Annotated in this window: 17 protein-coding genes; 2 read left to right on the top strand and 15 right to left on the bottom strand. The window is 66.6% G+C overall.

Annotation, left to right across the window (positions count from 1 at the left end):
• Positions 1-9 precede the first annotated feature (9 nt).
• The 13 genes from CRM89_RS31320 to CRM89_RS11090 all read right to left on the bottom strand — a co-directional run bounded on the left by CRM89_RS31320 (position 10) and on the right by CRM89_RS11090 (position 18,038).
• On the bottom strand, positions 10-573 hold the full coding sequence (locus CRM89_RS31320; protein WP_216641972.1) for a site-specific integrase: 564 nt from the start codon (positions 571-573) through the stop codon (positions 10-12).
• A 52-nt stretch (positions 574-625) separates the two neighbouring features.
• Positions 626-1,309 carry a hypothetical protein gene (locus CRM89_RS31315; protein WP_216641971.1) on the bottom strand — a complete coding sequence of 228 codons (684 nt, stop codon included), beginning with the start codon at positions 1,307-1,309 and terminating at the stop codon, positions 626-628.
• 498 nt (positions 1,310-1,807) lie between these two features.
• A complete protein-coding gene (locus CRM89_RS11135; RefSeq protein WP_228833824.1) occupies positions 1,808-5,179 on the bottom strand; it encodes a DUF499 domain-containing protein in 3,372 nt (1,123 codons plus the stop codon).
• A 91-nt stretch (positions 5,180-5,270) separates the two neighbouring features.
• Positions 5,271-7,343 carry a DUF1156 domain-containing protein gene (locus tag CRM89_RS11130; protein ID WP_127516186.1) on the bottom strand — a complete coding sequence of 691 codons (2,073 nt, stop codon included), beginning with the start codon at positions 7,341-7,343 and terminating at the stop codon, positions 5,271-5,273.
• Between the two features lie 116 nt (positions 7,344-7,459).
• Positions 7,460-8,038: a DUF1156 domain-containing protein gene (locus tag CRM89_RS11125; RefSeq protein WP_172964499.1), complete on the bottom strand. Its 579-nt coding sequence runs from the start codon at positions 8,036-8,038 to the stop codon at positions 7,460-7,462.
• Complete coding sequence (locus CRM89_RS11120) at positions 8,035-11,589, bottom strand: helicase-related protein (RefSeq protein ID WP_172964498.1); 3,555 nt, start codon at positions 11,587-11,589, stop codon at positions 8,035-8,037. The genes CRM89_RS11125 and CRM89_RS11120 overlap by 4 nt, the downstream gene beginning before the upstream one ends.
• Positions 11,590-11,659: 70 nt before the next feature.
• Entirely contained in the window at positions 11,660-12,025 is a 366-nt protein-coding gene (locus CRM89_RS11115; protein WP_127516184.1) for a hypothetical protein, read from the bottom strand.
• A gap of 34 nt (positions 12,026-12,059) precedes the next feature.
• Positions 12,060-12,302 (bottom strand): hypothetical protein, encoded by a 243-nt coding sequence (locus CRM89_RS11110; protein ID WP_098083955.1) that lies wholly within the window; start codon positions 12,300-12,302, stop codon positions 12,060-12,062.
• Between the two features lie 339 nt (positions 12,303-12,641).
• On the bottom strand, positions 12,642-13,676 hold the full coding sequence (locus CRM89_RS11105) for a hypothetical protein (RefSeq protein WP_127516182.1): 1,035 nt from the start codon (positions 13,674-13,676) through the stop codon (positions 12,642-12,644).
• A gap of 345 nt (positions 13,677-14,021) precedes the next feature.
• Positions 14,022-14,669: a response regulator transcription factor gene (locus CRM89_RS11100; RefSeq protein WP_098086953.1), complete on the bottom strand. Its 648-nt coding sequence runs from the start codon at positions 14,667-14,669 to the stop codon at positions 14,022-14,024.
• Between the two features lie 72 nt (positions 14,670-14,741).
• Complete coding sequence (locus CRM89_RS11095; RefSeq protein ID WP_127516181.1) at positions 14,742-16,922, bottom strand: sensor histidine kinase; 2,181 nt, start codon at positions 16,920-16,922, stop codon at positions 14,742-14,744.
• Positions 16,923-17,023: 101 nt separating this feature from the next.
• The gene (locus tag CRM89_RS30410) at positions 17,024-17,323 is read right to left on the bottom strand and encodes a hypothetical protein (RefSeq protein ID WP_127516179.1); all 300 of its coding nucleotides are present in this window, start codon (positions 17,321-17,323) and stop codon (positions 17,024-17,026) included.
• Between the two features lie 187 nt (positions 17,324-17,510).
• The gene (locus CRM89_RS11090) at positions 17,511-18,038 is read right to left on the bottom strand and encodes a hypothetical protein (protein WP_098083952.1); all 528 of its coding nucleotides are present in this window, start codon (positions 18,036-18,038) and stop codon (positions 17,511-17,513) included.
• 491 nt (positions 18,039-18,529) lie between these two features.
• Here CRM89_RS11090 and CRM89_RS30405 point away from each other — a divergent pair, with 491 nt between their 5' ends.
• Positions 18,530-19,111, top strand: coding sequence for a hypothetical protein (locus tag CRM89_RS30405; protein ID WP_127516177.1), 582 nt, complete (start codon positions 18,530-18,532; stop codon positions 19,109-19,111).
• Between the two features lie 236 nt (positions 19,112-19,347).
• Positions 19,348-20,313 carry a hypothetical protein gene (locus tag CRM89_RS11085; protein ID WP_127516175.1) on the top strand — a complete coding sequence of 322 codons (966 nt, stop codon included), beginning with the start codon at positions 19,348-19,350 and terminating at the stop codon, positions 20,311-20,313.
• Between the two features lie 100 nt (positions 20,314-20,413).
• Here CRM89_RS11085 and CRM89_RS30940 read toward each other — a convergent pair whose 3' ends face one another.
• Together CRM89_RS30940 and CRM89_RS30935 are read right to left on the bottom strand one after the other, a co-directional pair.
• A complete protein-coding gene (locus tag CRM89_RS30940) occupies positions 20,414-20,551 on the bottom strand; it encodes a hypothetical protein (RefSeq protein ID WP_172964497.1) in 138 nt (45 codons plus the stop codon).
• Positions 20,552-20,636: 85 nt separating this feature from the next.
• Positions 20,637-20,876, bottom strand: coding sequence for a hypothetical protein (locus CRM89_RS30935; RefSeq protein WP_098083950.1), 240 nt, complete (start codon positions 20,874-20,876; stop codon positions 20,637-20,639).
• Between the last annotated feature and the right edge of the window lie 1,164 nt (positions 20,877-22,040).

The raw sequence follows: 22,040 nt of genomic DNA, 5'->3' as shown, positions 1-22,040 counted from the left end.
GTCTTTGGCTCAGCCACCGAACACCGTCCGGAAGTCGTCGAGGTCATATCCGGGAGTGAAGGTCTGCTGTGGCCGCGGTCGGTTGTAATGCTCGGCCAGCTTGTCGTGCAGTTCTTCCACCCGCGGCTGCAGATAGCGAGTCGTCGTGGACAACTGCCGGTGGCGAAGCACCGCCTGGACCTCCGGCAACGTCAATGCAGGGTCGGCCGCCATCCGGGCAGCAGCAGTGTGCCGCAGATCGTGCAGACTCCAGTTTGTGCCCAGCCGCTCGTTGGCCCGCTGCAGCACCCGCCGCATCGCCCAATACGACAACGGCCGAGACCCTCCCCGCAGGGTCCGCCACACAGGTTCTTCAGATGCCGGCGTCCCACACCTGCCGAAGTAGAGCACCAGATATCGGAACGCCTCCGGCGAACCGGGAACAGCCTCCAGCACCCGACTTCCTTTGGAGACCACCCAGACTCGCTGCCCACCCCAGTCGATGTCCCGGCCGCGCAAGCCGAGCAGTTCACTGGCGCGGGCACCGCTGGAGACGAAAAAGGCGAGCAGAGCGCGGTCACGGTCGTTGGTCATCTCGGCGAACACCTCGTCCCACAATCGATCGGGAATCGAACGCGGCGTCCGATCAGTCGCTCTTCTGGCGCAACGGAGCCCGCCGGTGCCTGACATTCGGTTCGATCGGACTGCGGTGCGCCAGAACCTGCCGCCGGGCGGCATCCACCGGCACCGGATTGACCAGCGGACCACGACCGAAATGCATATGAAAGGTATAGAACGCCGACAGCACCGACAATGCGTGATTCACTGTCGCCGGCGCGTACCCCGCACCCAGAGTCGGTTTGCCGGTGCGCAGGTTCACCGACCCGGCCGCCCCCGCCGAAACGCCCTTGCGCACACGCTGCGGGTTCCGTGCGATGCGCATCCACCCGACCAGCAACTCCACTTCGGCCCGAGTCGCGCGCTCCCATCCGACCTCGACCAGCCGCACCAGACGCCACCAGCGCAACAGGTCGTGACCATAGGACCGGCCCGTCAACGGACTCGCATCCGTGAGCGCCATATCCCGCAGAAACCTGCTGAACGCCTCGATCTCCCGCCCCGCGTCGTCCACAACCCTATAGGGCAGCGACGGCTGGACACCTTCCCGGACCGCACCGACCTTGGGCAACGTGATTCGACCGTCGAGAAGGGCACGACGTACCCCGTTCACGAACACCACCTCCAGAACTGGCTTCACCCTGTGTGAGCCCCGAGATAGTGCAGTCAACAGGTCCTTGTCCCAGTGGTTCGCCGCGCGGGTGACGCGCACACCGGGCACCTTCGATGCGCCCTGGGTGGAGCCGCCAGCGCCGTTGTGTCAGCAGTCGCCGTGTCCCACGCAGGCCGTGTCGCTTTACATGAGGGTTGAGTTCCTTCGCCGTGTCGCGTTACGAAGACCCATCATGTCCCTTTGCCAGTTCGTGGGTGTGTCTGACATCACAAACCCTGGGGTTGCTGCATATAGACTCCGCGCAGCCACCTCGCCGTTGCGCACTGACGTGGGGCGGTGCGCTGTGGCGACCAAGTCAACGGCCGGGTGACAGCGGTTGGCTTTCTCACTCCGAAGTGAGCCCAGGGTGCTGCTCTCAACTGAGCCCACCAGCGATGCCGAGATCAACTGGACCCCCCGACCTGGGGCGCCTCGCTCCAAACCCTCGCAGAGGCTTGCGAACTACGGCGAAGTGGGTCCAATCGAAGGCGGACGAGTGGGCTCAGTTCGAAGTGACATAGCCAAGCGGTGGCCGCTGACACGCGGCTACATCCCGTTCTACTCGGATTCGAACTCAGCTTGCAGCTTCAGGATGTTGGCGTTTTCTGTCAGGGTGCGCACCTTGTCGTCGGGGTAGCCTTCGGGTCGCTTCGCGTGGATCTCGACCGTGATCTCGACCTCGGAGCCGATCAGGTCCAGGTGCGGAAGGATCTCGATGGCGTACTTGCTGGCGTTCTTGCTGTACTGCTCCGGTGTCAGAACGGCACGCGCAAAGAACCGGGTGTTGGGGACCGCCGCTGGACGGGTCGGCTCCTCGCCGTCCGCGATCTGAGCGCCTGGTTCGGGCGGCCCGCCGGGCTCGCTGGCGCTCACGCTGGTGTTTGCGGTGTGTGCGGGTGTGCTCTCGTCGGCCGCCTGCGCCTTCGCCGCCTGGACGTCTGCTTCACGCTGGCGCAGCGCGAGGTCGGGCCTGACCAGCAGGGTGGCATCGGTGATCTGGCCGAAGCGTGCGTTCCCGCCCGGCAACACAAGCCCGGAGTAGCGGCCGGTGGCCTCGTCGTAGCCGGTGGCGAGGGCGAACCCTTCCCGTTCCCAGTCGATCATGTGCAGGACGTCGTCGATGCCGCGGTCGAGCACGGAGCGGTCACGGAGCCGGTTCATGTAGGGGTAGCGGGTGTGCAGGTCCCACATGCGCTTCACGCTGATGTGGCCGTCCTGCTGCCAGATGGAGGCGAGGGGGCCGGTGAGTTTCTGGTGCAGCAGCGCCGGCGCTTGCTCGACCCACAGCAGCGCCTCGCGCTTGAGGCGATTGGCGGTGCGCACGGCGAGGTCCGGCTTGCCGGTCTCGACCTTGATGGCCTCCCACTGCACCGGCCTGGCGGGGTCTTCCCGCTGCTCGGGCACCAGTGCCCACTGGTATGTCAGGCTCAGCCGCAATTCGACCTTCTCGTCGGCCTGGCTGCGGCGGGACTCGGCCTGGCGCCGCTGGCTCGCGGTCAGGTCGAGCTCGTCGGCCCGGCCCAGGACCTTCTGCCACCCCAGGTACTCCCGGGCGGCTTCCATGAGGCTGTCGAGTTCCTTCTGGTCCGGCGCGAGGAAAACGAGCATGTTCCGGCAGTTGCGCTGAGCGGAGCCCCGCGAGCCGAGCACTTCCGCCGCGAAGCGCATGGCCGGGCTGTCGTCCTTGTTGCGGGTGTGCGGGTGCTGCGGGTGGAGCAGCACCAGCCGGGCCTCTGGGTCGTCCGGGATGTCGCTGCTGTGCTGCGGCGCGAGGTGTACGCCGGCGAAGTCGCCGGGGCGGCGCTGCGTGGGGGCCAGGCGGCGGACCAGTTCCGCCCACACGTCCTCGGGGCGCTCGACCAGCCGGTCGGCCTCGTCCTTCGCGATCCGGGTGACGCTGGCCTGGGTGTCGTACCAGTACCGGTTGCCCTCGGAGTAGAGGTAGGTGGAGCGGTCGGCGAGGGTGTTCAAGGCGGTGCGGAAGTTGCCCATGGTGTCCCCGGGCATGGCCATGCCGAGGCGGACATAAGGGTCGCTGAGGCCCTTGGTGGCCGCCTTCAAGGTGGCTGCCGAGCCCAGGAAGACGGTACGGGCGATCCGTCGGGTGACCATGCGGTCGCCGAGGTACGGCTTCTCCTTGTCGATCTGCAGCGGGGTGGAGTCGGTGCCGTCGACGTCGGTGTCGAGGATCGGCTTCCACCGGTCCTCCAGGTACTGGGTGAGCTCGCTGGCCACATGCTGGTCGGCGAGCGGGATGTCGCCCGGCATGATCATGGGGCTTTGGTTGCCGTCCCGCCACAGGGCGTGGATCACCGCGCTCATCAGCCGCAGCACACCGCGGGTGCGCTGGAAGCGCTCCAGGGTGGACCAGTCCTCGTACAGCCGGGCGAACAGCTCCGGGTGGATCGGATAGGCGGCCTTGATGCGCTTCTCGTAGGCGGTACTGTCCACGCCGGACGGGAAGTCCGCCTTGTGGTTGGCGTAGAAGCGGGTGAAGACGCGGGCCGCCTTGTTGATCTCGACCTGGGCCTCGCCGCGCTGGGGCTCGAACAGCCGGCGGCGCACGATCTCGAACGACTCATCCGCATTGGCCGGCCGCCACGGGTCGGCCTTGCGGCGGATGATGTTCTGCAGCCGGTCCAGCGCATGCTGGCCGGCCGGGCCGCCGACCTCGGTGTCCTGGCCGGCCCCGGTGCCGTCGTCGGAGGCGGGGATGGAGACGACGAGCTGGGCGCCGGAGACGGCCTCGACCGCCTCGGTGAGGTTCTGGGCGAAGGTGAAGTGCGTCTCGAAGGAGCCTGCGGGCAGGTTCTCGGTGTCGTACAGCTGCCGGGCGTAGGCGACCCACTCGTCGATGAGGATCAGGCACGGGGCGTAGGCGGCGAGCAGGTCCTGCAGGGCGGCGCCCGGGTTGGTGCCGGTGCGGTCAGCCTCGGCGACCAGGTCGTACCCGGTGCGGCCGCCCAGCTGCCAGGCCAGCTCACCCCACAGCGTGTTCACCTTCGTACCGTCGACCTTGACCTCGGGCTGGCCGGGGCTGAGCGCGGTGCCCACCAGCACGACGCGGCGCACCGGCTCGGAGGGAAGACCCCCGGGGTGAGCGTCGATGAGCTCGTGCACCTCCTGCGGCAGCCGCTGGGGCTGCAGCCCCGGGCTGAACAGGTGGTACAGGGCAAGCATTGAGTGCGTCTTGCCGCCGCCGAAGTTGGTCTGCAGGTTGACCGTGGGCGGCGCGTTGCGGTCACCGGCGAGTCGGCGCAGCGACTTACCCAGCAAGTCCCGCAGGCCCTCAGTGAGATAGGTGCGATGGAAGAACTCGATCGGGTGGGTGTACTCCGGGGCGCCCTCGCCCTGGGCGACCTGGGCGAGGTTCGCGGCGAACTCGGAGGCGTTGAAGTCGCCGCGCGCCACGTCCGCGTGCGGGACGAGCACCTCCCGCCACGGTTTGAGCCCCTCCGCGGCCGCGCCTGGCGTCACGGTGATGTCGCGGGCGGCCCGGCGCGTCTCGGCCTCGATCATGGCGCGCTGGTGCTCCAGGCGGGAGCGGCGTACCTGGTCCACCAGGTCCTTGTGCGCGCCGACAGCCGTGAGGAGGCGTTCGGCGGTGTCCAACGCGCGGGCGGTGTCGTCGGCGTTGAACGGGGTGTTGTGCGCCCAGTTGTTGCGGACGTCGTTCAGCTCGCCGACGTAGTTGCGGGCCGCGGGAGGCAGCGCCTGCCGGAAATAGGAGGCCCAGTTCCGCAGAATCACCTGCATGAGGAACTGCGGGTCCTGCTTGGACAAGATCGAGAAGCCCCCCTCGCGGGCATGTGCCACCGCGTCGTCGAACCAGCCCTCGCCCTGCCGCCTGGTCATCTCACGGTCGACCAGGGGAAGCAGTCCCTCCGGTAGCAGTTCGATCATGCGACCGATCCGGTCGCGGTTGCTCATCACCATGGTCTCGTCGTCCCGCCCATCGTCCTCGTCATATCACCGCATGCCGCGCGGGCCGTCCCGCACAGCCCCCTCGCCCAACACCTGGTCAGAACAACAGGTCCTCCTCGTCGCCCTCGCCCGCGCCGCCGAAGGCCAGCTGCGCCTGCGCTGCCATGGCGCCCTGCTTGTCCGCGGCGCGCGCCGCCGTCTGCAGGTCCGGCCAGGAGCTCACCAGGTTGTTGAAGCACCGCGCGCTGTCCGACCAGCCCCTGCGCTCGCAGATGTTGTAGAGGAGGTAGCCGAGCTCCTTGATCGCGTCGTCATCGATCCGGGCCCGCGCACGGGCCAGCAATGCTCCTGCCGCATCCACACCGCTGCCCGGCCCCTTGCCCTCCAGTACGCGGGACAGGTGCATCGCCACCTCCCAGATGGTGATGCGGTGATCAGCGGCCGGGTCGTAGGAGGCCGGCAGTTCCTCGGGCCGGAGCATGGCGGCTTTGCCTGCCCGCGCCTTGACCACACCTGCGTCCTCCAAACCGTGGACCGAGGTGTTCAGCGCGTTGGCCAGCAGCTCGGCCTCACCGAATGGCCCCTGCTCCCACTCGTACTGCTCGAACCACCGCACGCACCACCGGGTGTCCGTGTCGAAGTCGCCCTCCTGTTCGGAGAGCACCCGGGCCAGCTCGTCGTTGATGAGTGCGAGAGCATCACGTACCCGCATGGCCGAGCCATCCGGCTCTGTCACCTTGGCGTAGCGGGAGAACACCGCCATCCCCGGACCGATCGCGGCCTGGGCCAGGTCCACCGCCGGGATCGAGCTCTGCTGAAGGTCTCTGAGCGCGCCCGGCAGCTCCTCACGAAGCGCCGAGATGAAGCCGCGGCGGTCAACGGACATAGCCGTCGCTTCCCGCGGACGGCAGATCATCACGATATAGGAGGCCAGGGCGTTCGCCCCCTGACCGACTTGGCGGGTGCTGTTGGTCGCGTGCAACGGCCAGGTTCCGACCACACCGATACCCGCGGTGATCATCGCCTCAAGCAGCGCGTCCCACGCCGAGGAGGCCATCTCGCCGTCCTTGCTCTCTTCCTGCCGATGAGCGTAGATCACGATCATTGGCAGGTCCGGGCGAGACGCCCTCTTGAGCGAGGAAAAGACCTCCACGAAGCCGTCAATGAAGTACTGACGCGCCTGCTCCTGGCCGCCGTGGCGATAGGGGTTGGCGATCAGTTCATCGGTCTTGGGCGTGGCCATCGTGCCGAACAGATCCGGATGAATCCCGGCGGCCGCGCGCCGCAGCCACACATAGAAGTAGTCACTGAGGTCGGCGTAGTTGATCTGCGCGAAGTACGGGGGGTCCGTGGCGACGAGTGCGCTACCTGCGGGGAGGAGTGATCCGGCCTTGCGGGCGTCGACCTGCCGCACGACCCCGGGACGCAGAGCCCGAGGCAAAGCCTTGAGCCCAGCAGTCACTGTGTTGACCTGGACGCTCCAGCCGCCGACCGAATCTCCGAACGGATTCACCTCGGCGAAGTCCCACAGCATGGGAATCGCCTGACGCCCGAAGCCCGGCTCCGCCTTTGACGGCCCATCGCGGAGACGCCACCGAGACTGCGAGGAATTTGCCTGCGCCATCTTGCTGACGCAGATCGCCAGTACCGAGGCGATGGCCGTCGCCTGCTCCTCGTCGCCACCGTCGCGCTTCACCCACGCGGGCACCTCGGCTACGGCGTCGGCAAACGCCCCGAGCGTGTGCAGCTGGCGGGGAGTGTATAGGTCTGCCTGACGCTTCAGCCCGTAAAGCGGTGTTCTGAAGTCCCGGGTGTTTCCCGGGAACTCGAGTTCCGGCACGTCGTCCGGGATCGGGACATCATCGGCGACGGCGTCGGCGGGCTCGGGGATGAAACGTCGGCCCGACTGGTCATCGACCGCGATCGCAAGCATCTGCAAACCCATATGTCCGTGGAGCCCGGACTTGCGAATGTACTTCTCGTCGACGTCCGTACCGCAGGACGGGCAGGTGAACTTGCCCCCGCGTCCATCCTTCTTTGTCGCGTTCGGGACGGTCTGTACGGAGCCCTTGCCGATTTCGAACCGGATGCCCTGGGAAGTAGTTACCGGCCGAAGCCAGGCTTCCCGACCCTTTTGCTTGCTGAGCCAAGGCGAGCTGTAGAGCGGCAACGGGATGGCGCAGGCGGGGTTGGCGCAGGGCACGGTGCGGGCCCAAAGCCATGCGACGACCTCGCCATCGTCAACGGGCTCATACAGATGGCCGACCTGCTCTCGGACTTGCCGCTCTACCAGGCCCGCGTAGTGCGCGACGCTGCGAGGAATCCGGCTAGCGGGTCGCCAGCGATGCCCTCGATGCCCTGGCCCGGTCCGGTGACCGCAGGCTTGCCGAGCACGCTCGGCACCAGCTGCGTCTCGATCCGGGTGATCAGTGCGGGGACAGGGTTGAGGTCGCTGGCGACGGTGGGAAAGCCGAGCCGCTGGGCCTCGACCAGGGTGGAGCCGCCGCCGCAGAACGGGTCGAGGACCGCGGGCAGCTCGCCGTCCTGCTCGGCCAGCGCGGCGCGGGCCTTCTTGAGCGCCTCCTGCGATGGAGCAGTGCCGTTGTCCGGCACCAGCCCCTCGATGATGTCCAGGAGTTCGGCGCGGCGTGCCACGTCCCCGGGGTCGTCGATCGTTGCAGCGAAGAGCAGGGCTCGCCAGGCCGGTGCGGGCATGGGTGCGAACCACTTGTGGATGTTCTTGATGGTGCCGACCTTGCGGTCCTTGTCGGCCTTGCTGGCCTTACTGATCGCTTCCAGGGGAAGGGCCACTTCGATGAGCTTCCGCTTGCGCAGCGTGGTTCCGTTGTTGTGCGCGCCGCTCACAGCGGGGCTCCTCCCTTGTTCCAGGCGTCCTGCCAGTCCAGGACAATCCCTTCGGTTTTGAGGTCGCCGAACTCGGTGTCGGCGAAGGCGTCGACGAGGTAGCGCAGCTCGTCGTGTTCGGGGCCGTCGGGGTGGACAGTGACGAGGGCGAGGCGGTGACGTTCGCCACGGTTCTTGGCGACGAGGACCTCGTTGCGGCTGACGTAGAACTCGCCGGCGCCGAGGCGGCGCCCCTTGACCTCGATGTGGATCAGGTGGCCGTCGGAGGTCAGCGAGCGGATGTCGTAGCCGGGGTTGTTGTGGGCCATCTCCTCAGGGTGGCGGCCGAGCAGCTTCTCAGCGTTGAGGACGGCGGCGATGGCCCGGCGGTCGGTCTCGTAGCCGTCGGCTGCGTGCGGGCCGACGACGGGGTGATCCTCGGTATCACCGAGGGCGCGGGCGAGCCAGCCCACGGGAACGACGAGCGCGCAGCCAGCGACGAGTGGCGGTTTAGGCTGGAGGGCCGCGTCCTTGTCCAGGTCGGCCAGGCGCCGGGCACGCCGGTGTTCGAGTTCTTCGGCCCAGTTGCGGGCCTTGTCCGGCTTGTGGCGTACGCGCTTGCCCGCGGCGAGGTCCAGCTCCAGCTTTCCGGCCTGCGCGTGCCAGTAGTTGATCTCCTGCTTGAGGCGCTGCTCGACTTGGCTGCGGGTGCGTTCGACGGCGGGCAGGAGGCGCTCGCGAACGTCGCGCAGGTGGTCGGGGACGGCCTGGCGGATGGCCCACTCGAGGGCGGTAGCCTCGCCGCCCTCGTGCAGCCACGGCCGGTCGAGAAGGATGCGGGCGACCGCAGTTTCCGCAGGGGTGGCAGGCCGGTAATCCAGGTAGGGGGCGGGACCGGCGTTGCGGGCGGTTCCGTCCGGCAGAAGCTCGGTGAAGGCAAATTCGCGATCGACGGGGCGGCGGTGACCGTCCACGACCTCCTGTTCGAGGGCGACGAGGAGGCGGGGCTGTTCGCCCGGGTCGGCAGCGTCGACGAGTATGGCGCCGCGGGCAAGGAGGCGGGCGTGCTGGTCGATGACGTGGTCGAGGACCGTGTCGAAGAGAGGGTGGCCGGGGGCCAGGAGGTCGGCGCGTGGCTTGCCGGGCACGCTGATGCGGTCGCGGTCGAAGCAGACGCGCTCGTACTTGCGTTGCACGAAACCGCCGAGGGCCGCGTGCTGCTGGGCGGTGCGCAGGGCGACGGGGACGTGGGTGATCTCAAAGCGTCCGGCCTCGCGGGGCATGAGTCGGCCGCCGGCCCGGGTGAACGCGTCGCGGAAGAACGCCTGGATATAGTGCGGGTGCAGGCGGCGAGCCTGGACCTCCTCCATGCGCAGGCGGATCTTGTTGATGTCCTCCATGCCCATGACCTGGGCGTCCAGGGCGAGGCCTTTGATCAGCTTGACGGCGCGTTCGCCGACGCGGGCGTCGATGACCTCATCGAGCTGGGCGCGGACTTCAGGGCGGTCCCCGTAGCGGATGGCGCGGACCAGCAGGTCGCGGAGTGGCTCGCCGTCGAAGATTTCGCCGAGGACGTTGTAGACCTTGCCGTCGTATGCCCGGTTCTGCTGCTCGATCTTGTCGAGGAGGCGCTGGAAGACCTGGCCTTCCCGGGTGTTGTCGGCGACGAGGTTCCACAGATGGCAGACCTCGGTCTGGCCGATGCGGTGGATGCGGCCGAAGCGCTGTTCGATGCGGTTGGGGTTCCACGGCAGGTCGTAGTTGACCATCAGGTGGGCGCGCTGGAGGTTCAGGCCCTCGCCAGCGGCGTCGGTGGCGACCAGCACGCGTACGTCGGAGTCCTGGTTGAACTGGTCGCGGATTGCCCGGCGCTTCTCGCGCGGGGTGCCGCCGTGGATGGCGGCGACCGCGTCGACGCGACCGATGAGGGCGCGGATCTTGCGCTGCAGGTAGTCGAGCGTGTCGCGGTGCTCGGTGAAGATGATGATCTTGCGGTGGCAGCCGTCCGCGTCGCGCATGTGCTCGTCGTCTTGGAGCAAGGCGGACAGCTCCCGCCACTTGCGGTCCTCGCCGAGCGTGAGGACGCGCGTGGCCAGCCGTTCCAGCTCGGTGAGGCTTTGGATTTCGACGTCCAGTTCGGCGGCGGTGAGCGCGGCGGAGGCGGAGTCGACGACCTGCTCCTCCAGTTCCTCCAATTCGGAGCCGGTCAGATCGTCGAGTTCCGCGTCCAAGGTCTCCTCGTTCCCCGCCGCTGCGGCCAGCGTTGTGGGGAGCGGTGTCCCGTCGGCAAGGGCCGACGCCGCACTGGTGTCGAGGTCGGCGGCCAGTTTGGCGGCGAGCATCTCGTCGCGGCGGGCTTCCAAGCGCCGACGGCGGCGTTCAAGGGACTTCCCAATCGCCTCCGGGCTGGAGGCCAGGCGCCGTTGCAGGACGGTCAGCGCGAAGCCGACCCGGTTACCCCGCTGGCCGTCGAGCCGCTCGGCGCGGTTCATCTCCTCTCGCACGTACTGGGTGACGCGCTCGTACAGCTCCTGCTCGGGTGGGGACAGCTCGTAGGGGACGGTGTAGGCACGGCGCTGCGGAAAGAGCTTCTTCCCGTCGAAGGTGAGCAGGTCTTCCTTGATCATGCGCCGCATGAGCCCGGTGGCGTCGTGCTGGTGCACGCCGTCGCGGTACTTGCCGGCGAAGCGATCGTCGTCCAGCAGGGCCATGAACAGCTGAAAGTCCTCTTCCTTGCCCGCGTGCGGGGTCGCGGTCATCAGCAGCAGGTGCCGGGTGAGCCGGCCGAGGAGCTTGCCCAGCGCATAGCGCTTGGTGGTCTTCAGTTCAGTGCCGAAGTAGTGCGCGCTCATCCGGTGGGCCTCATCCACCACGACCAGGTCCCAGGAGGACTCGGCCAGCGCGCGCTGAAGGTCGTCGGAGCGGGACAGGGCGTCCATCCGCGCAATCAGGCGCGGATGGCGGTCGAAGACGTTGCCGTCGATGGTGGCGTCCACCATCTGCCTGGTCAGCAGTTCGAAGTCTAGGCCGAACTTCTCGGCGAGCTCGTCCTGCCACTGCTCGACCAGGCCGCCGGGAGCCACGATCAGGCAGCGTTCCAGGTCGCCGCGTAGGGCCAGTTCCTTGATGTAGAGCCCGGCCATGATGGTCTTGCCCGCGCCGGGGTCGTCGGCCAGCAGGAACCGCAGCGGCGTGCGGGGAAGCAACTCGTTGTACACGGCCTGGATCTGGTGGGGCAGCGGGTCGAGCACGCTGGTGGACACCGCGAGCATGGCGTCCCCCCGGGCGGCCATGCGGATGCGCAGCGCCTCGGCGGCCACGCGGAACAGCTCGGCGTCCGCGTCGAATCCACGCCGTCCGTCTTCCGCTTGGCTCGCGGTGAGCTGGGCCTCCTGGTCACGGTAGAGGATGGTTTCCTGGACGGTGCCGTCCGCGCGGCGGTAGGTGACCCGTGCCGCGGTGTCGCCGAACATCTGCAGCGCCACCACCGTGACCTCGGCGCCCGGCGTCAGGCCACCGACCACGGTGCCCGGGGTCAGCTCCTCCAACCGCAGGTGGGTGGCGCTCGTCATCTTCTCCCCCTCTTCGTCACCGTGAAGTGCACCGTAGCCATCGCCACTGACATTCCTCGCCGGGCCGCTGCTATGCGGCCGTGTAGAGACCGCGTTCGACGCGGACCACCAGGCCGTCCTTGAGCAGGCCGTCGAGGTAGACCGAGACGCCGCTGGCCTTGGATGCCTTTCCCGCATCGGTCAGAGCCGCGGCGATGTCCTGCAAGCTCATGGGATGGGGTGCGGCCTTGAGGATGGCCACGATCGCCCGCGCCTTCGTCATCGAGCCCAGGTCCACGCCCTGGTCCGCGGAGGCGTCAGCCGCCGCAGCTGCCCGTTGCAGCGCCTTCTGGTGGGCCTGGAGGCCCTCGATCCGAGCGGTGAGGCGCACCAGGTCGTGCTGAGCCGCCTGCAGTTCGGCGGTCACCTTCGCCAAGTCTTCATCGAGTCGCCTCATGGCCCGGAACTTTAGCAGCCTTCATTCGGGATATCTATATTTTTCTAAAATTCCATGGGTGGACGGGCGCTTGGCGGAGCCGGGCGGCAGCATCGTCGGTTTGGAGCCTGCGGATGTTACCGGCGGCGGTGAGTTCCTCGCGTAGCCGCTGGATCTCGTCATGCTGGGCGGCCAGCCGCGAGACGGCGAGGCTCTTGAAGGCGGTGAGCTCGGCGACGGTCTCGTCCCGTTTGGCGAGGCGTTCCTTGAGTTCGGCGACCTGAGGCGGCCCGCGCACACCGGAACACTCCACTCCTTGGTTCGGCGGATGGCGGGTTGACAGTTACAACGACGGGGAATGGTTCGAAGGCCCCGCGGTCACCGTTGATCAGGTTCGTCAGCGCATGACCCAGCACCTGGCGCACCAAGCGCGCTTCCTCGGGTTGATATGAGACAACCGACGTTCAGTGCCAGCGGTGTGCGCGCGGTGGCGGGCGGCGACGCCGCGCTGGTACCAGTCCGTGGCCAGCTCGACGACCGCGGACACCGTGTGTCGGTCAACTCGGCGCCGCAGACTGGTCGAGGCCATCTACGTGTGGTCCGCTTGACCACCCGACCCGGTAGTAGGCCGTGCCGATCAGCCTGGCTTGCGTGGCACGACGATCCGTGCTGGCCCGTTGTGGCAGTTGATCATGACGACTTCGGTCGTGTCGCCGTCGTTGTTGTATGCGCATACCCACGGCGCGATCGCCGAGCGTTCGCCGGTGGTGAAAGTTCGAACGATGTCCAGCGCGGATTCGCAATCGATGGGGCCTGAATGCGTGCGGACGGTCATCGGTCTGTGGCCCAATGGCGAGGAGACCTCCCCACAAGCTTCTCCGAAGCCGAGCACGCTCGTGGATGGGCACAGGTGCTCGATGGCGAGCCAGTTGAAGTCCCGGAACATTTTCAGGCCGTCGGCGACCTGGTGTGGGTCCTGTTCGCGAAGCACCCTCAGCGATTCTTCCAGACCTTCGCGGATCTGCCGGGCGGTGTCGGTCTCGTCGGGATCGTCTGTCCAATCATTCAACACGGCTTCGATCTTGGTGATTTCCCCGGCAACATAGACTTGCGGATCGGCCTGGGCCGCGGCGGCCTGCTCGTCTGTCTCTTCGAGATAGGCCTCGGCGGTCGTGCCATCGACGTTGCCACAGACCAGGCGGCCGCTGGCACGCAGCAGATGCGGTGTGCGGGTGAGCTGGTGGGGCTCGTTCCATATCAGGCCGAGCCGAGCGAAGACCGAGGCGTCGTATTCGCATACCGCTTCGGCGAACCGGGCGTCACCGCCGTCCGGCACTGCCGAGTACAGGGCTTTGATGAGTTTGGCACGGACCCCTGCGGGCGAGGTATCGATCGATGCCATAGGGCCGGTGAGTGTCTCGAACGCGTTGACCATTTCTCGCGCTTGCTCTTCGACGCTGGTGCGTCTGCCTGTGGTCGGATCGGTGAACGGCGCCGACATCATGGCGTCAGCGAGCTCGTCGAGTGTGGAGTTCGGGCCACGCGCGTCGACGCAACCGGAATCGGCGCTGATCCCAAGTCCGTCACGCACGAGGTCTGGTGCGGTACACGACACGAGTGCGGCAACAACCAGCGGGAGAACACAGCGCAGGGCTACTACTCGTCCGGGCATTTCGCAAGTGTCCGCCTTTGTCGTCTCCCCTGTCTGTCCGATGATCGACCGATATCGTCGACGCCGATCAGCGCATCCGCGAGAGCGCGAATCATGGCGTGTGACAAGGTCCGTGCCGGTTCAGTAGGTCGACCTCTGGAGGAGGTCGGTGGTCGGCGTTACCGGAGTCGAGCAGGCATGCATTCGTCAAGGCGATAGGTCCAGTGCTGCCGGTAGTGAGTGTCGTTGCCCAACACTGCGATGTGCGGGTGCGTGACTGCAGCACCTCGCAAATGGGACAAGGCGTGTCGCCACCACGGCCGCACGTTCTGCCGGGCAGTCGGCAGAACGTGCGCCTGGAGACTTCTACAGCTGGTCGGGGTCGACGAGCCCGTCTTGGATCGCTCGGGCGACGAGCGCGGCTTTGGTGGGGGCGGGGCGTCCGACGTGGGCGTATTTCGCGCGGATCCGTTCGAGGTGGGTGTTCACGGTTCCCGCGGTGATGAACAGTCGTTTCCCGACTAGTGCTTTGGATTCGGTTTGGAACCAGGCGAGCAGGACTTCCCGTTCGCGTGGTGACAGGGTGGGTCTGGTCGGGCGGGCGTCCTGGCTCATCGCCTGGGCCATCGTCGGGCTGAGATAGGGGCGGTCGGCGCCGGCAGCTTGGAGTGCAGCAACGAGGTGGACTTCGCCTTCGAGCTTGGACAGGTAGGTGACCACGCCCAGATCGAGGCAGTCAAGGATCAGGTCGCTGCGGGTGTGTTGGGAGAAGATCACTATCCGGAAACCCTTCTCGCACAGTGCTGCTGTGGAGGACAGGTCGGGACTGGATTCGGCGAACTGTAGATCCAACACGACCGCGGCGAGGGTGTCGGGGGTCGCGTCGGGGTCGGCCAGGATCTCGCCGGGGCTGTGGTAGCGGGCGGCGACGCGGATCGGTGGGTCCGCGTCGGCGCACCAGCCGGCGATGCCGGCGTGGACGACGGAATGGTCGTCGACCACCGCTACCGGCATGCCGCTGTCACTGGGGTGGGGCACCTTCACCTCTGTTGTCCGGGACACTGTCTGCCCGGACTCCGGTCGGGTTCAGGGCAGCGGCACTGTGGCCCAGACCAGACCGTCGGAGCTGATCAGCGTGGCCTGTGGGGTGATCGCGGTGACAGCCTGGGTGCAGGTGTCGTCGCAGTCGCAGGTGATGCTGAGATCGGCTCGTTGGTCGGGCGTGCCGGTGAGGACGATCTTGGCGCGGGTTCGGGTGCCTGCGAGCAAGATTATCGCGACGGTCAGGGCTTCGGTGTGTGCTTGTGGATCGAGGTCGACGGTCCTGCCGATCGAATGGGTGACCACGGCGACTCCGCGTGCTTCGGCAGCCTCGATCGCGGGGAGCAGTTCGTCGAGTAGCGCCGCCGTCGCGGGTGGGTCCTCGGCGAACAGCCGTCGCAGCCTGGTCGACTCGAGCGAGCATGCGGCTCGGACCGCCGGTGTGGACGCCGAGTGGGGGTCGTCGGCGAGTTGTTGCAGTACCGGAACGAGTTGGCGGGACATGCGCTGATAACGCCGGCGGCGGTCCTGGTGGAGTGCCGCGGTGAGCGTGGTCTGGATTTGCAGGTCGGCCAGGTCGGTGCCGACTTGTCGCGTCCGGCGCACGGCCCAGCGCAGGAAGTCGCTGAATCCAAGCGCAACACCCTGCAGGACCGTCACGCTGATCACGGTGTACAGCAGTGTCGACAGAACCCCGATGGTAGCGACGGCGACCGCCGTGGCTGTTCCGGCCGACCACAACGCCGCGAGCAATCCCAGGCCGATGCGGCTTCCTCGATGCACTGACAGGGCGGCGAGTTGCCAGCCGAGCGCGGCGACGGCCCAGTTTGCGCTGCTGGTGACCTGCTCGGGGGTCAGTAGTGCCGTTTGCAGCGGTGCGAGTACCACCACGACTGTCGCTGTCGTCCACCACAAAGCAGTGGGAAGGTGATGGCGAATCTCTGCTACCGCGACGAACGCGGTCAGCACGGCAGTGGCCAGGATGCCGGCTTGCGCCATGGAGTGCGCGGCGGAGAGGGCGTTGAGGCTCTGTAGTCCGGTGACGACGACCGCGATCACCACCAGTCCGTACCCGTAGCCGCGCAGCAGCCGGAGCGCGTCGTCCGCATCACGGCGCAGGTCCGGTTCATGGGTGGTGTCCCATCGAATCTCGACCGTGGTTCCCGCGCCCGGCGACGAGACAATCTCTACGATGGCTCCCGCATCGGCGAGACGACCGCGGATCGAGTTCCGTATGCCGAACCGGTCAGCTGGTAGCGCAGTGTCGCGGGGATCGAAGCCGACGCCGTCGTCGACGACGCGTACGTTCCGATCCCCGAATTCGACCGTCACCAGGCTCGCTTCGGCATGCCGGTCGACATTGGTCAATGCCTCACCGACCGCGGCCACCACCGCCTGGCTGGTGCGCGGGTTGTCCGGTCCCGCAGCGCGACCACAGAACCGGACCGGAGTGTCGATGCCTGTCGCGAGCTTATCGATCCGGCGAGCGAATTCGTCGATGTCCAGCGCCTGAGCGCCGCGCCGTACGGCCTGCAGATCGCGGCGGGCTTGGGCCCGCAACCGGTCGTCGTCGACAACAATGCCTTGGCCGACCATCGCCAACGTCGACGCGGCGGTGTCGTGCAGCGTCGCCCATGTCTCGCGCTCGTCGCGGCGGCGCGCCGACATGACCTCAGCATCAATTCTGCTGGTGGTGTACTGGGTGAACGCGTCATCGGTGATCTGCGCCGAACGCAAGACGAGCGAACGCAACACCGCGGCGACGACCCACTCGACTACCAGGAAGTCGAGACTGAAGATGGTCCACGGTCGATCGACCCCGGGCACCAGCACCGCACCCGATGCCCAGGCGGCGACCACGATCGCCGTGGCGGGCAGCGACACGCGGATCGGGCGCGACATCGCCACTGTCACCACCACTGTCCCTGCGACCGCCAACATGGGACTGGCCCTTGTCGTGAACTCAGTGCCGTCCACCATCAGCGGCGTGCACAGCAAGTACGCCCCCGCAACGATCAACTCCCACCCCGGATTCCACGGTCGGGTCCACCGCCACAGAGCCCACCCGAACAGTCCGGCGTGGATGAGCATCGACGCGAGGCCGACGCCACCACCGACCAGATACACCACAGCGACAGCCGCTTCGACCACACTCAGCGTCGACGCCGCGATCCGATCGATGCGCGCACCCAGCACCGGCCGCGTCGCCGCCGCATCCGAACTCACCCGCCCCATTATTCGCCCACCAGTCAAGGCCGAGCACCTGAGACGCACCCGGATCCTGCGGGCCCGGTGAAGGGCGGCGGCAAGGAACGACGTGAATGTCACTACCACTCCAGCGGGCCATCGAATTCACATCGCCAGCAGACGAACTCGAACTTGCCAGGCTCGACGTTCTGTTCGGTGCCGCATCGTGGGCAATGAATCCGCCCCCACCCCCGCGGGGGTCGCGCCCGACCAGGTACCACCAGCGCTACAACGATCCCGATCACCCCGGACACCACCCCGAGCACGAAATAGCCGACACTATTGTTGCCCTTCGCACCCGCGATCGCAGCGGCCAGCGCGCCGCACACCACCGCAAACCCCACGAGACCAATCAGGAACACGCTCGAAACGTTCTCCACGGCAGCCCTTCCATGTCAGACCTCGCCCCCGAGAGGCCGCGACGCCAGGCACTAGCGATCACACCGACGTTCTCGCATGGCAACCGAGCGCTGTAGCCTTTGCGGCAACCCGATGAACACCGGTCGAGCCGCCACGGGCAAAAGGAACAAACATGTTCCCGACTTCGCGCCCGGTCCAAGCGAATGCCTAGGGGCAGCGGACGGTGTAGTCCCACTTGGTGCCGCTCGGGCCGGTGACCCGGACCGTGACCGACGTCGCCGCGCCGGCCGGGACCGCGACGACCGTCGAACCGGTGCCCTGGTTGATCTGGTCGCCTACATAGCCGGTGTCGTGAATCTGGGCGCCTTGATAGAATACTTGGATACGATCAGGAACGTCGTAGGTCTCATAGACCAGAACGAATCCAGTCGGGCCTGCGGTGCCGAGCTGATGAATCGTCGTGGTGACGCCCTCGCCGCCGGACTTGGTCGAGTTGTTGCACTGCTGCGTCGCCGCTGATCCGCTACCGAACAACTCACCCAAGACGCCACTTCCGCCGTCGAGGATGCCGCTGCCAGTGTCGATGACGCCATCGAGCACTCCACTACCGGTATCGATCACCGCGCTGCCGGAATCACCGCTGCCGGTGTCGGCTAGCGACACGCCCGGCGCCGCACTGAGCGACAACGCCAACGTCGCAAGGCCCGCCGTCGCCCACGCGGTCTTCGAATTCATCGTCGTACGCACAGTCTGTTCCTCCGCTACTTCGGCATTCTCTTCATCAGGCAAGGTCGTGCAAACTGACTCGAAAACCGTATGACGTGCACAGACAAGGGTGTATCGGTCGAACAGGGGACACCGAAGTCGATCGACTTACCCAACGCCCACAACGGCCCAAGGTCCCCTGGTCTCGCCCAATTCGTGAGCACCGGGTCGTAGTCGGAAACGCCGCCTGTGCAGCTGGTGTGGCAGCGCTGCCCGTGATCGGACATCGGACCTATTCAACGCGTTCGGACACACAGGCAGGCTGCGGCAACCGACAGGCACCTACCGGGCCGGGATCGTCATGGCCCTCACTGTCGAATGGCTGAAGGTACTGCGAAACATGACCTAGTGCGGTTGCTCTTCGACCCGGTCGCCTCGGCAGCTAGGTGACGGATTCTTGTCTGGAACTGTCCGTTGTTCGGCGGACATAGCCGGGCGTGGGTGTCATCTATCCTCGGCACATGCAACTGGGCGGTGGATCGGCGTGCGGACGTCGTCTCTGGGCCGGCGCGGTGGTCATTGTGGTCATTGCGGGGACTCTGGCGTGCAGCGGAGAGCGGATCGAGGGCGGCGGCGGCGCAGTCTTGCCTGGGTGGACGACTCCGGCGCCGCAGCCGAGCGGCAATCTCGGCGAAGACGGCTGTGACCGATACTTGGTCGACCCGTCCGTAGAGCAATTCATCTCCGATCTCGCCCGTTCTATGTCCGCACTTGGCGCAGCGACTGGCGCCGATGCGTCGGCGTCGGCGCGTGCCTTGTTTACGACTGTCGAGCGGGAATTTGGGCTTTTGCCGACCGGGGGCGCCGTGCAGTACACCTCATGGGTCTGTCAGCACAATCCGTCAGAAGATTGGATGCGTGCCAACGGCGTCGACATCGATCAGCATCGCAAAGCACTCGAAGGCGGCCGCGGCAGCGCACTGTATTCGGGGCTTGCAGCATGCAAGTCTCTGCGGTCAGGGGCGACTTGGACGGTAGGAAATGTGGCGGCCACCCAGGACGAGATCGAAGCCGAGCTGCGCGCCACGCTGTGTCAACAGTGAAGAGATGCCCTTCGTAGGTGAGTCGATGCACTGCGAACGTGAAGCTAGGAGGCGCGCGGCGGTGAGTGAGATCGCCGACAGATCATCTATAACCTGCCTCCTGGTGCTGTCGCCGACCTAACCCCAGCAGGTGTCGCCTCAGCCTCAGCGATCGGAGTGCTGGTCGAGTTGGCCGCTCCCGACCCTCCGACCACCGCTGCCAGGCCCCTATCCCCATGCCTATACAAGGATCCACCATGAGACCACGTATCTTCTTCTCCGCCATAGCAATTGCTGCTACCAGCATGGTCAGCTGCTCAACGTCAGACGATGTCAGGAGCGGAACAACCACGATGCCCACCGGCACACCGCTGGCCACATCGACATCGGCGGTTTCGGTGCCCACGCATGGTCTGCTCTTTGCCCAATACATCAGCAACCCGAATGCCTTGGTAATCGAGATCGTGGACCCCAGCACCGGACAGCGGAGTCCGGTCGCCCGCTTTCCCGGCGCGACACTGCTCGGCGGTTTGCATCAGCCAGGGCTGGACAGCGAGCTCGAGTTCCGCATGCTCGTGTCGCCCGACCTGACGAGAGTCCTCGCCAACAGGAAGATCAACGGAGACCTCCATGCGGGCTGGCTGGATCGCGATGGGAATTTCACCGATGTCACCGCCGGTGTGCAGGGTTCCAAGAACGATTTCAGCGGCCCGGTAACGGGAATAGGTCACGGATTCGATGGCCAAGGGCGGTTCCATTACTCGCACCGTCTCGGAGAGGAAACCAAGATTCTCATGTTGGAACCAGGAGAGGCCAGTGGCGGTCGAGTGGTGTACACGGTGGGATCGACTGGGTTGATCCCCCGGCCGCTGTTCACCGCGGACGGCGAGCTCTCCTTCACCTCCGATGACGCATGCGCGGCCGTCGACGCGCAGACGTGGGTAGGCCGGAACTACGCCTACGCAGAAGGCGCGCAGGTCGTGCGCTCAACCGCTGCGGAACCTCGACCGATCGGATTCTGCGGCGAGATGCTCAAGCTGCTGCCGAAAACGAACACCGCCAAGGTCTTCAATCCCGTGACGAGCCCCGACGGTCGAAGAGTCGCGTTCATGTATCGCAACGCCGACAACAGCTTTTCCCTCTACACGGTAGGAGTCGACGGGGGTACACCGGAGAAGCTGGCAGCCATGCCGGCGCAGGGGGTGCTGGTCGGTTGGCGGTGAACGAGGTGGCGAGGCCATCGGGGGGAACTCGCCTGGTTGCGGTGTCGCCCCGGCGAGCCGACGCGCGCGGGTCGGGGCCCTGAGATCGCACTGATCGTCATCAGCGGCGCGTGACCCGCCGTAGCTGATCCACCAGCTGAGTGCGGATCTCGTCGAGGCTCAGAGAGAGTTCCACATGACCTCGGAATCCGCCGTGCTCGATGGTGCCGCCATCGACTTCCACGCGATGCTCGAACACCCCCGATACTGTCCGGTGGAGATTTCAGTCCGATCGCGGGTGTAGCAGAGTGTATCTGACTCCTCATTTGACTTGTCGTAGGTTCTCATGGCAGGTCGGGCAACGGTTCCGGGCAGGTGATCGCTCCGGCCAACGCGACCCAGGAGATCCTGTCGAGGTCCACACTTGCCGTGGCATCAGTCCGGACAGCGGTGGCGGCGCTGAAGGACACGGTGCGGCGCTCTGCTGAGAGCGCGATGGTGGGGCCGTCCCAGGACAGCGGGCCGCCCCAGGGTGAATGCGCGATCCAGGTGTAGCCGCGCTCGTCGGGAAACGAGACGGTCAACTCCGGGGAGTAGAGGGGGCGACGGCGATCGGTCTTGGCTTCGTAGGCTTTGAACAGCTGCAGGTCGATCGATGGGGCACTGGCCGGGCTGTCGGGTCGACTCGTGATGCACCCCAGCCGACGAAAGTCGAGGTGAGCGGCGGGTGAGTCATGTTGGTGGTGTCGATCCGGCCCGCCCAAGCACCGGAGATCTCGACGTAGGCCGATGGCAGCTCGGTTGTCGCGAGAGTGGGCAACGGCGGAGCAGGTAGTTCGTTCAGCTTGTGCTGGAACACGATTCGCGGTTTGGAAGGGCGGTTGGCCGCAGCACCGGCGGCGTGGTCGCGACTGGCGGTGCCGGGCTCGCAGTGACTGGGCTGCTGAGGGTGGCTGCGGGCGTTCGGTACGGGCCGCCTCCCGATCTGAGACCTGACCACATCCGGTCAATCCGGTGACTAACAGCAGCGCAGTCAGCGTACGCCCGCTCGTGCGTTCCACCAGGTTCATCGGTCGACTCTTCCTTCTGGACTGGTGACAGGTCGGCATTCCGGGCGTGCGGTATCACCGTCGCTGGCAGCTGTTTGCGTCATCGGACCTCCCCTGAGTGTGGCCAGCGTGGGGTTGGTTCGTGCGCCGTTCGACATGTCCGCCCACCGGTTCACTGGAAGCGGTACGGACCTGTCTGCGAGGTGTGCGCATGGTAGTCCGGGTCTAGCTAAGATTCGACAACGAGACCGTGTCCACAGTGGTGGGTGCCTACGGTGCGCGGTCCGGGTCGCTGCCGGTGCGACGGAGCCGCTCGGCGTGCCGCTTCCGCGCCTGGCAGCCGTGCTGGCGGTGGTTGTCGCTGCAGTACCGGCGGGGCCGTCCGACCGTGCTGGGGGCAATGCCCGACCGCACCACAAGCAGGCCCCATGTGGGCTGCTTGTGGCCGTCGAGGTAGGCCAGCAGCCGTTCGTGTCGAGCACGACCAGGCCTTCGGAGATGAAGCGCTTCAACTCGCCCGCGCGTGGTGGGTAGAAGCCAGGAAGCATCGAACGGACCCCGGTGTGGGGAGTTTCGGCGGCGGACATTCGCGTGAGACGCCTGTCTCGCTAGGTCCTTCGGCGGGTGCTGGAGTCCCTCACTACCCCGCTCTTTCCGGCTGAAGTACGCACGATCCTTCTGTCACCGACTCCGACAGTG

Source organism: Nocardia sp. FDAARGOS_372 (genome assembly GCF_002554515.1).
GTDB classification, from domain to species: Bacteria; Actinomycetota; Actinomycetes; order Mycobacteriales; family Mycobacteriaceae; genus Nocardia; species Nocardia farcinica.
The sequence above is the reverse complement of the archived record's forward strand: the minus strand, read 5'-3'. Positions and strand labels throughout refer to the sequence as shown.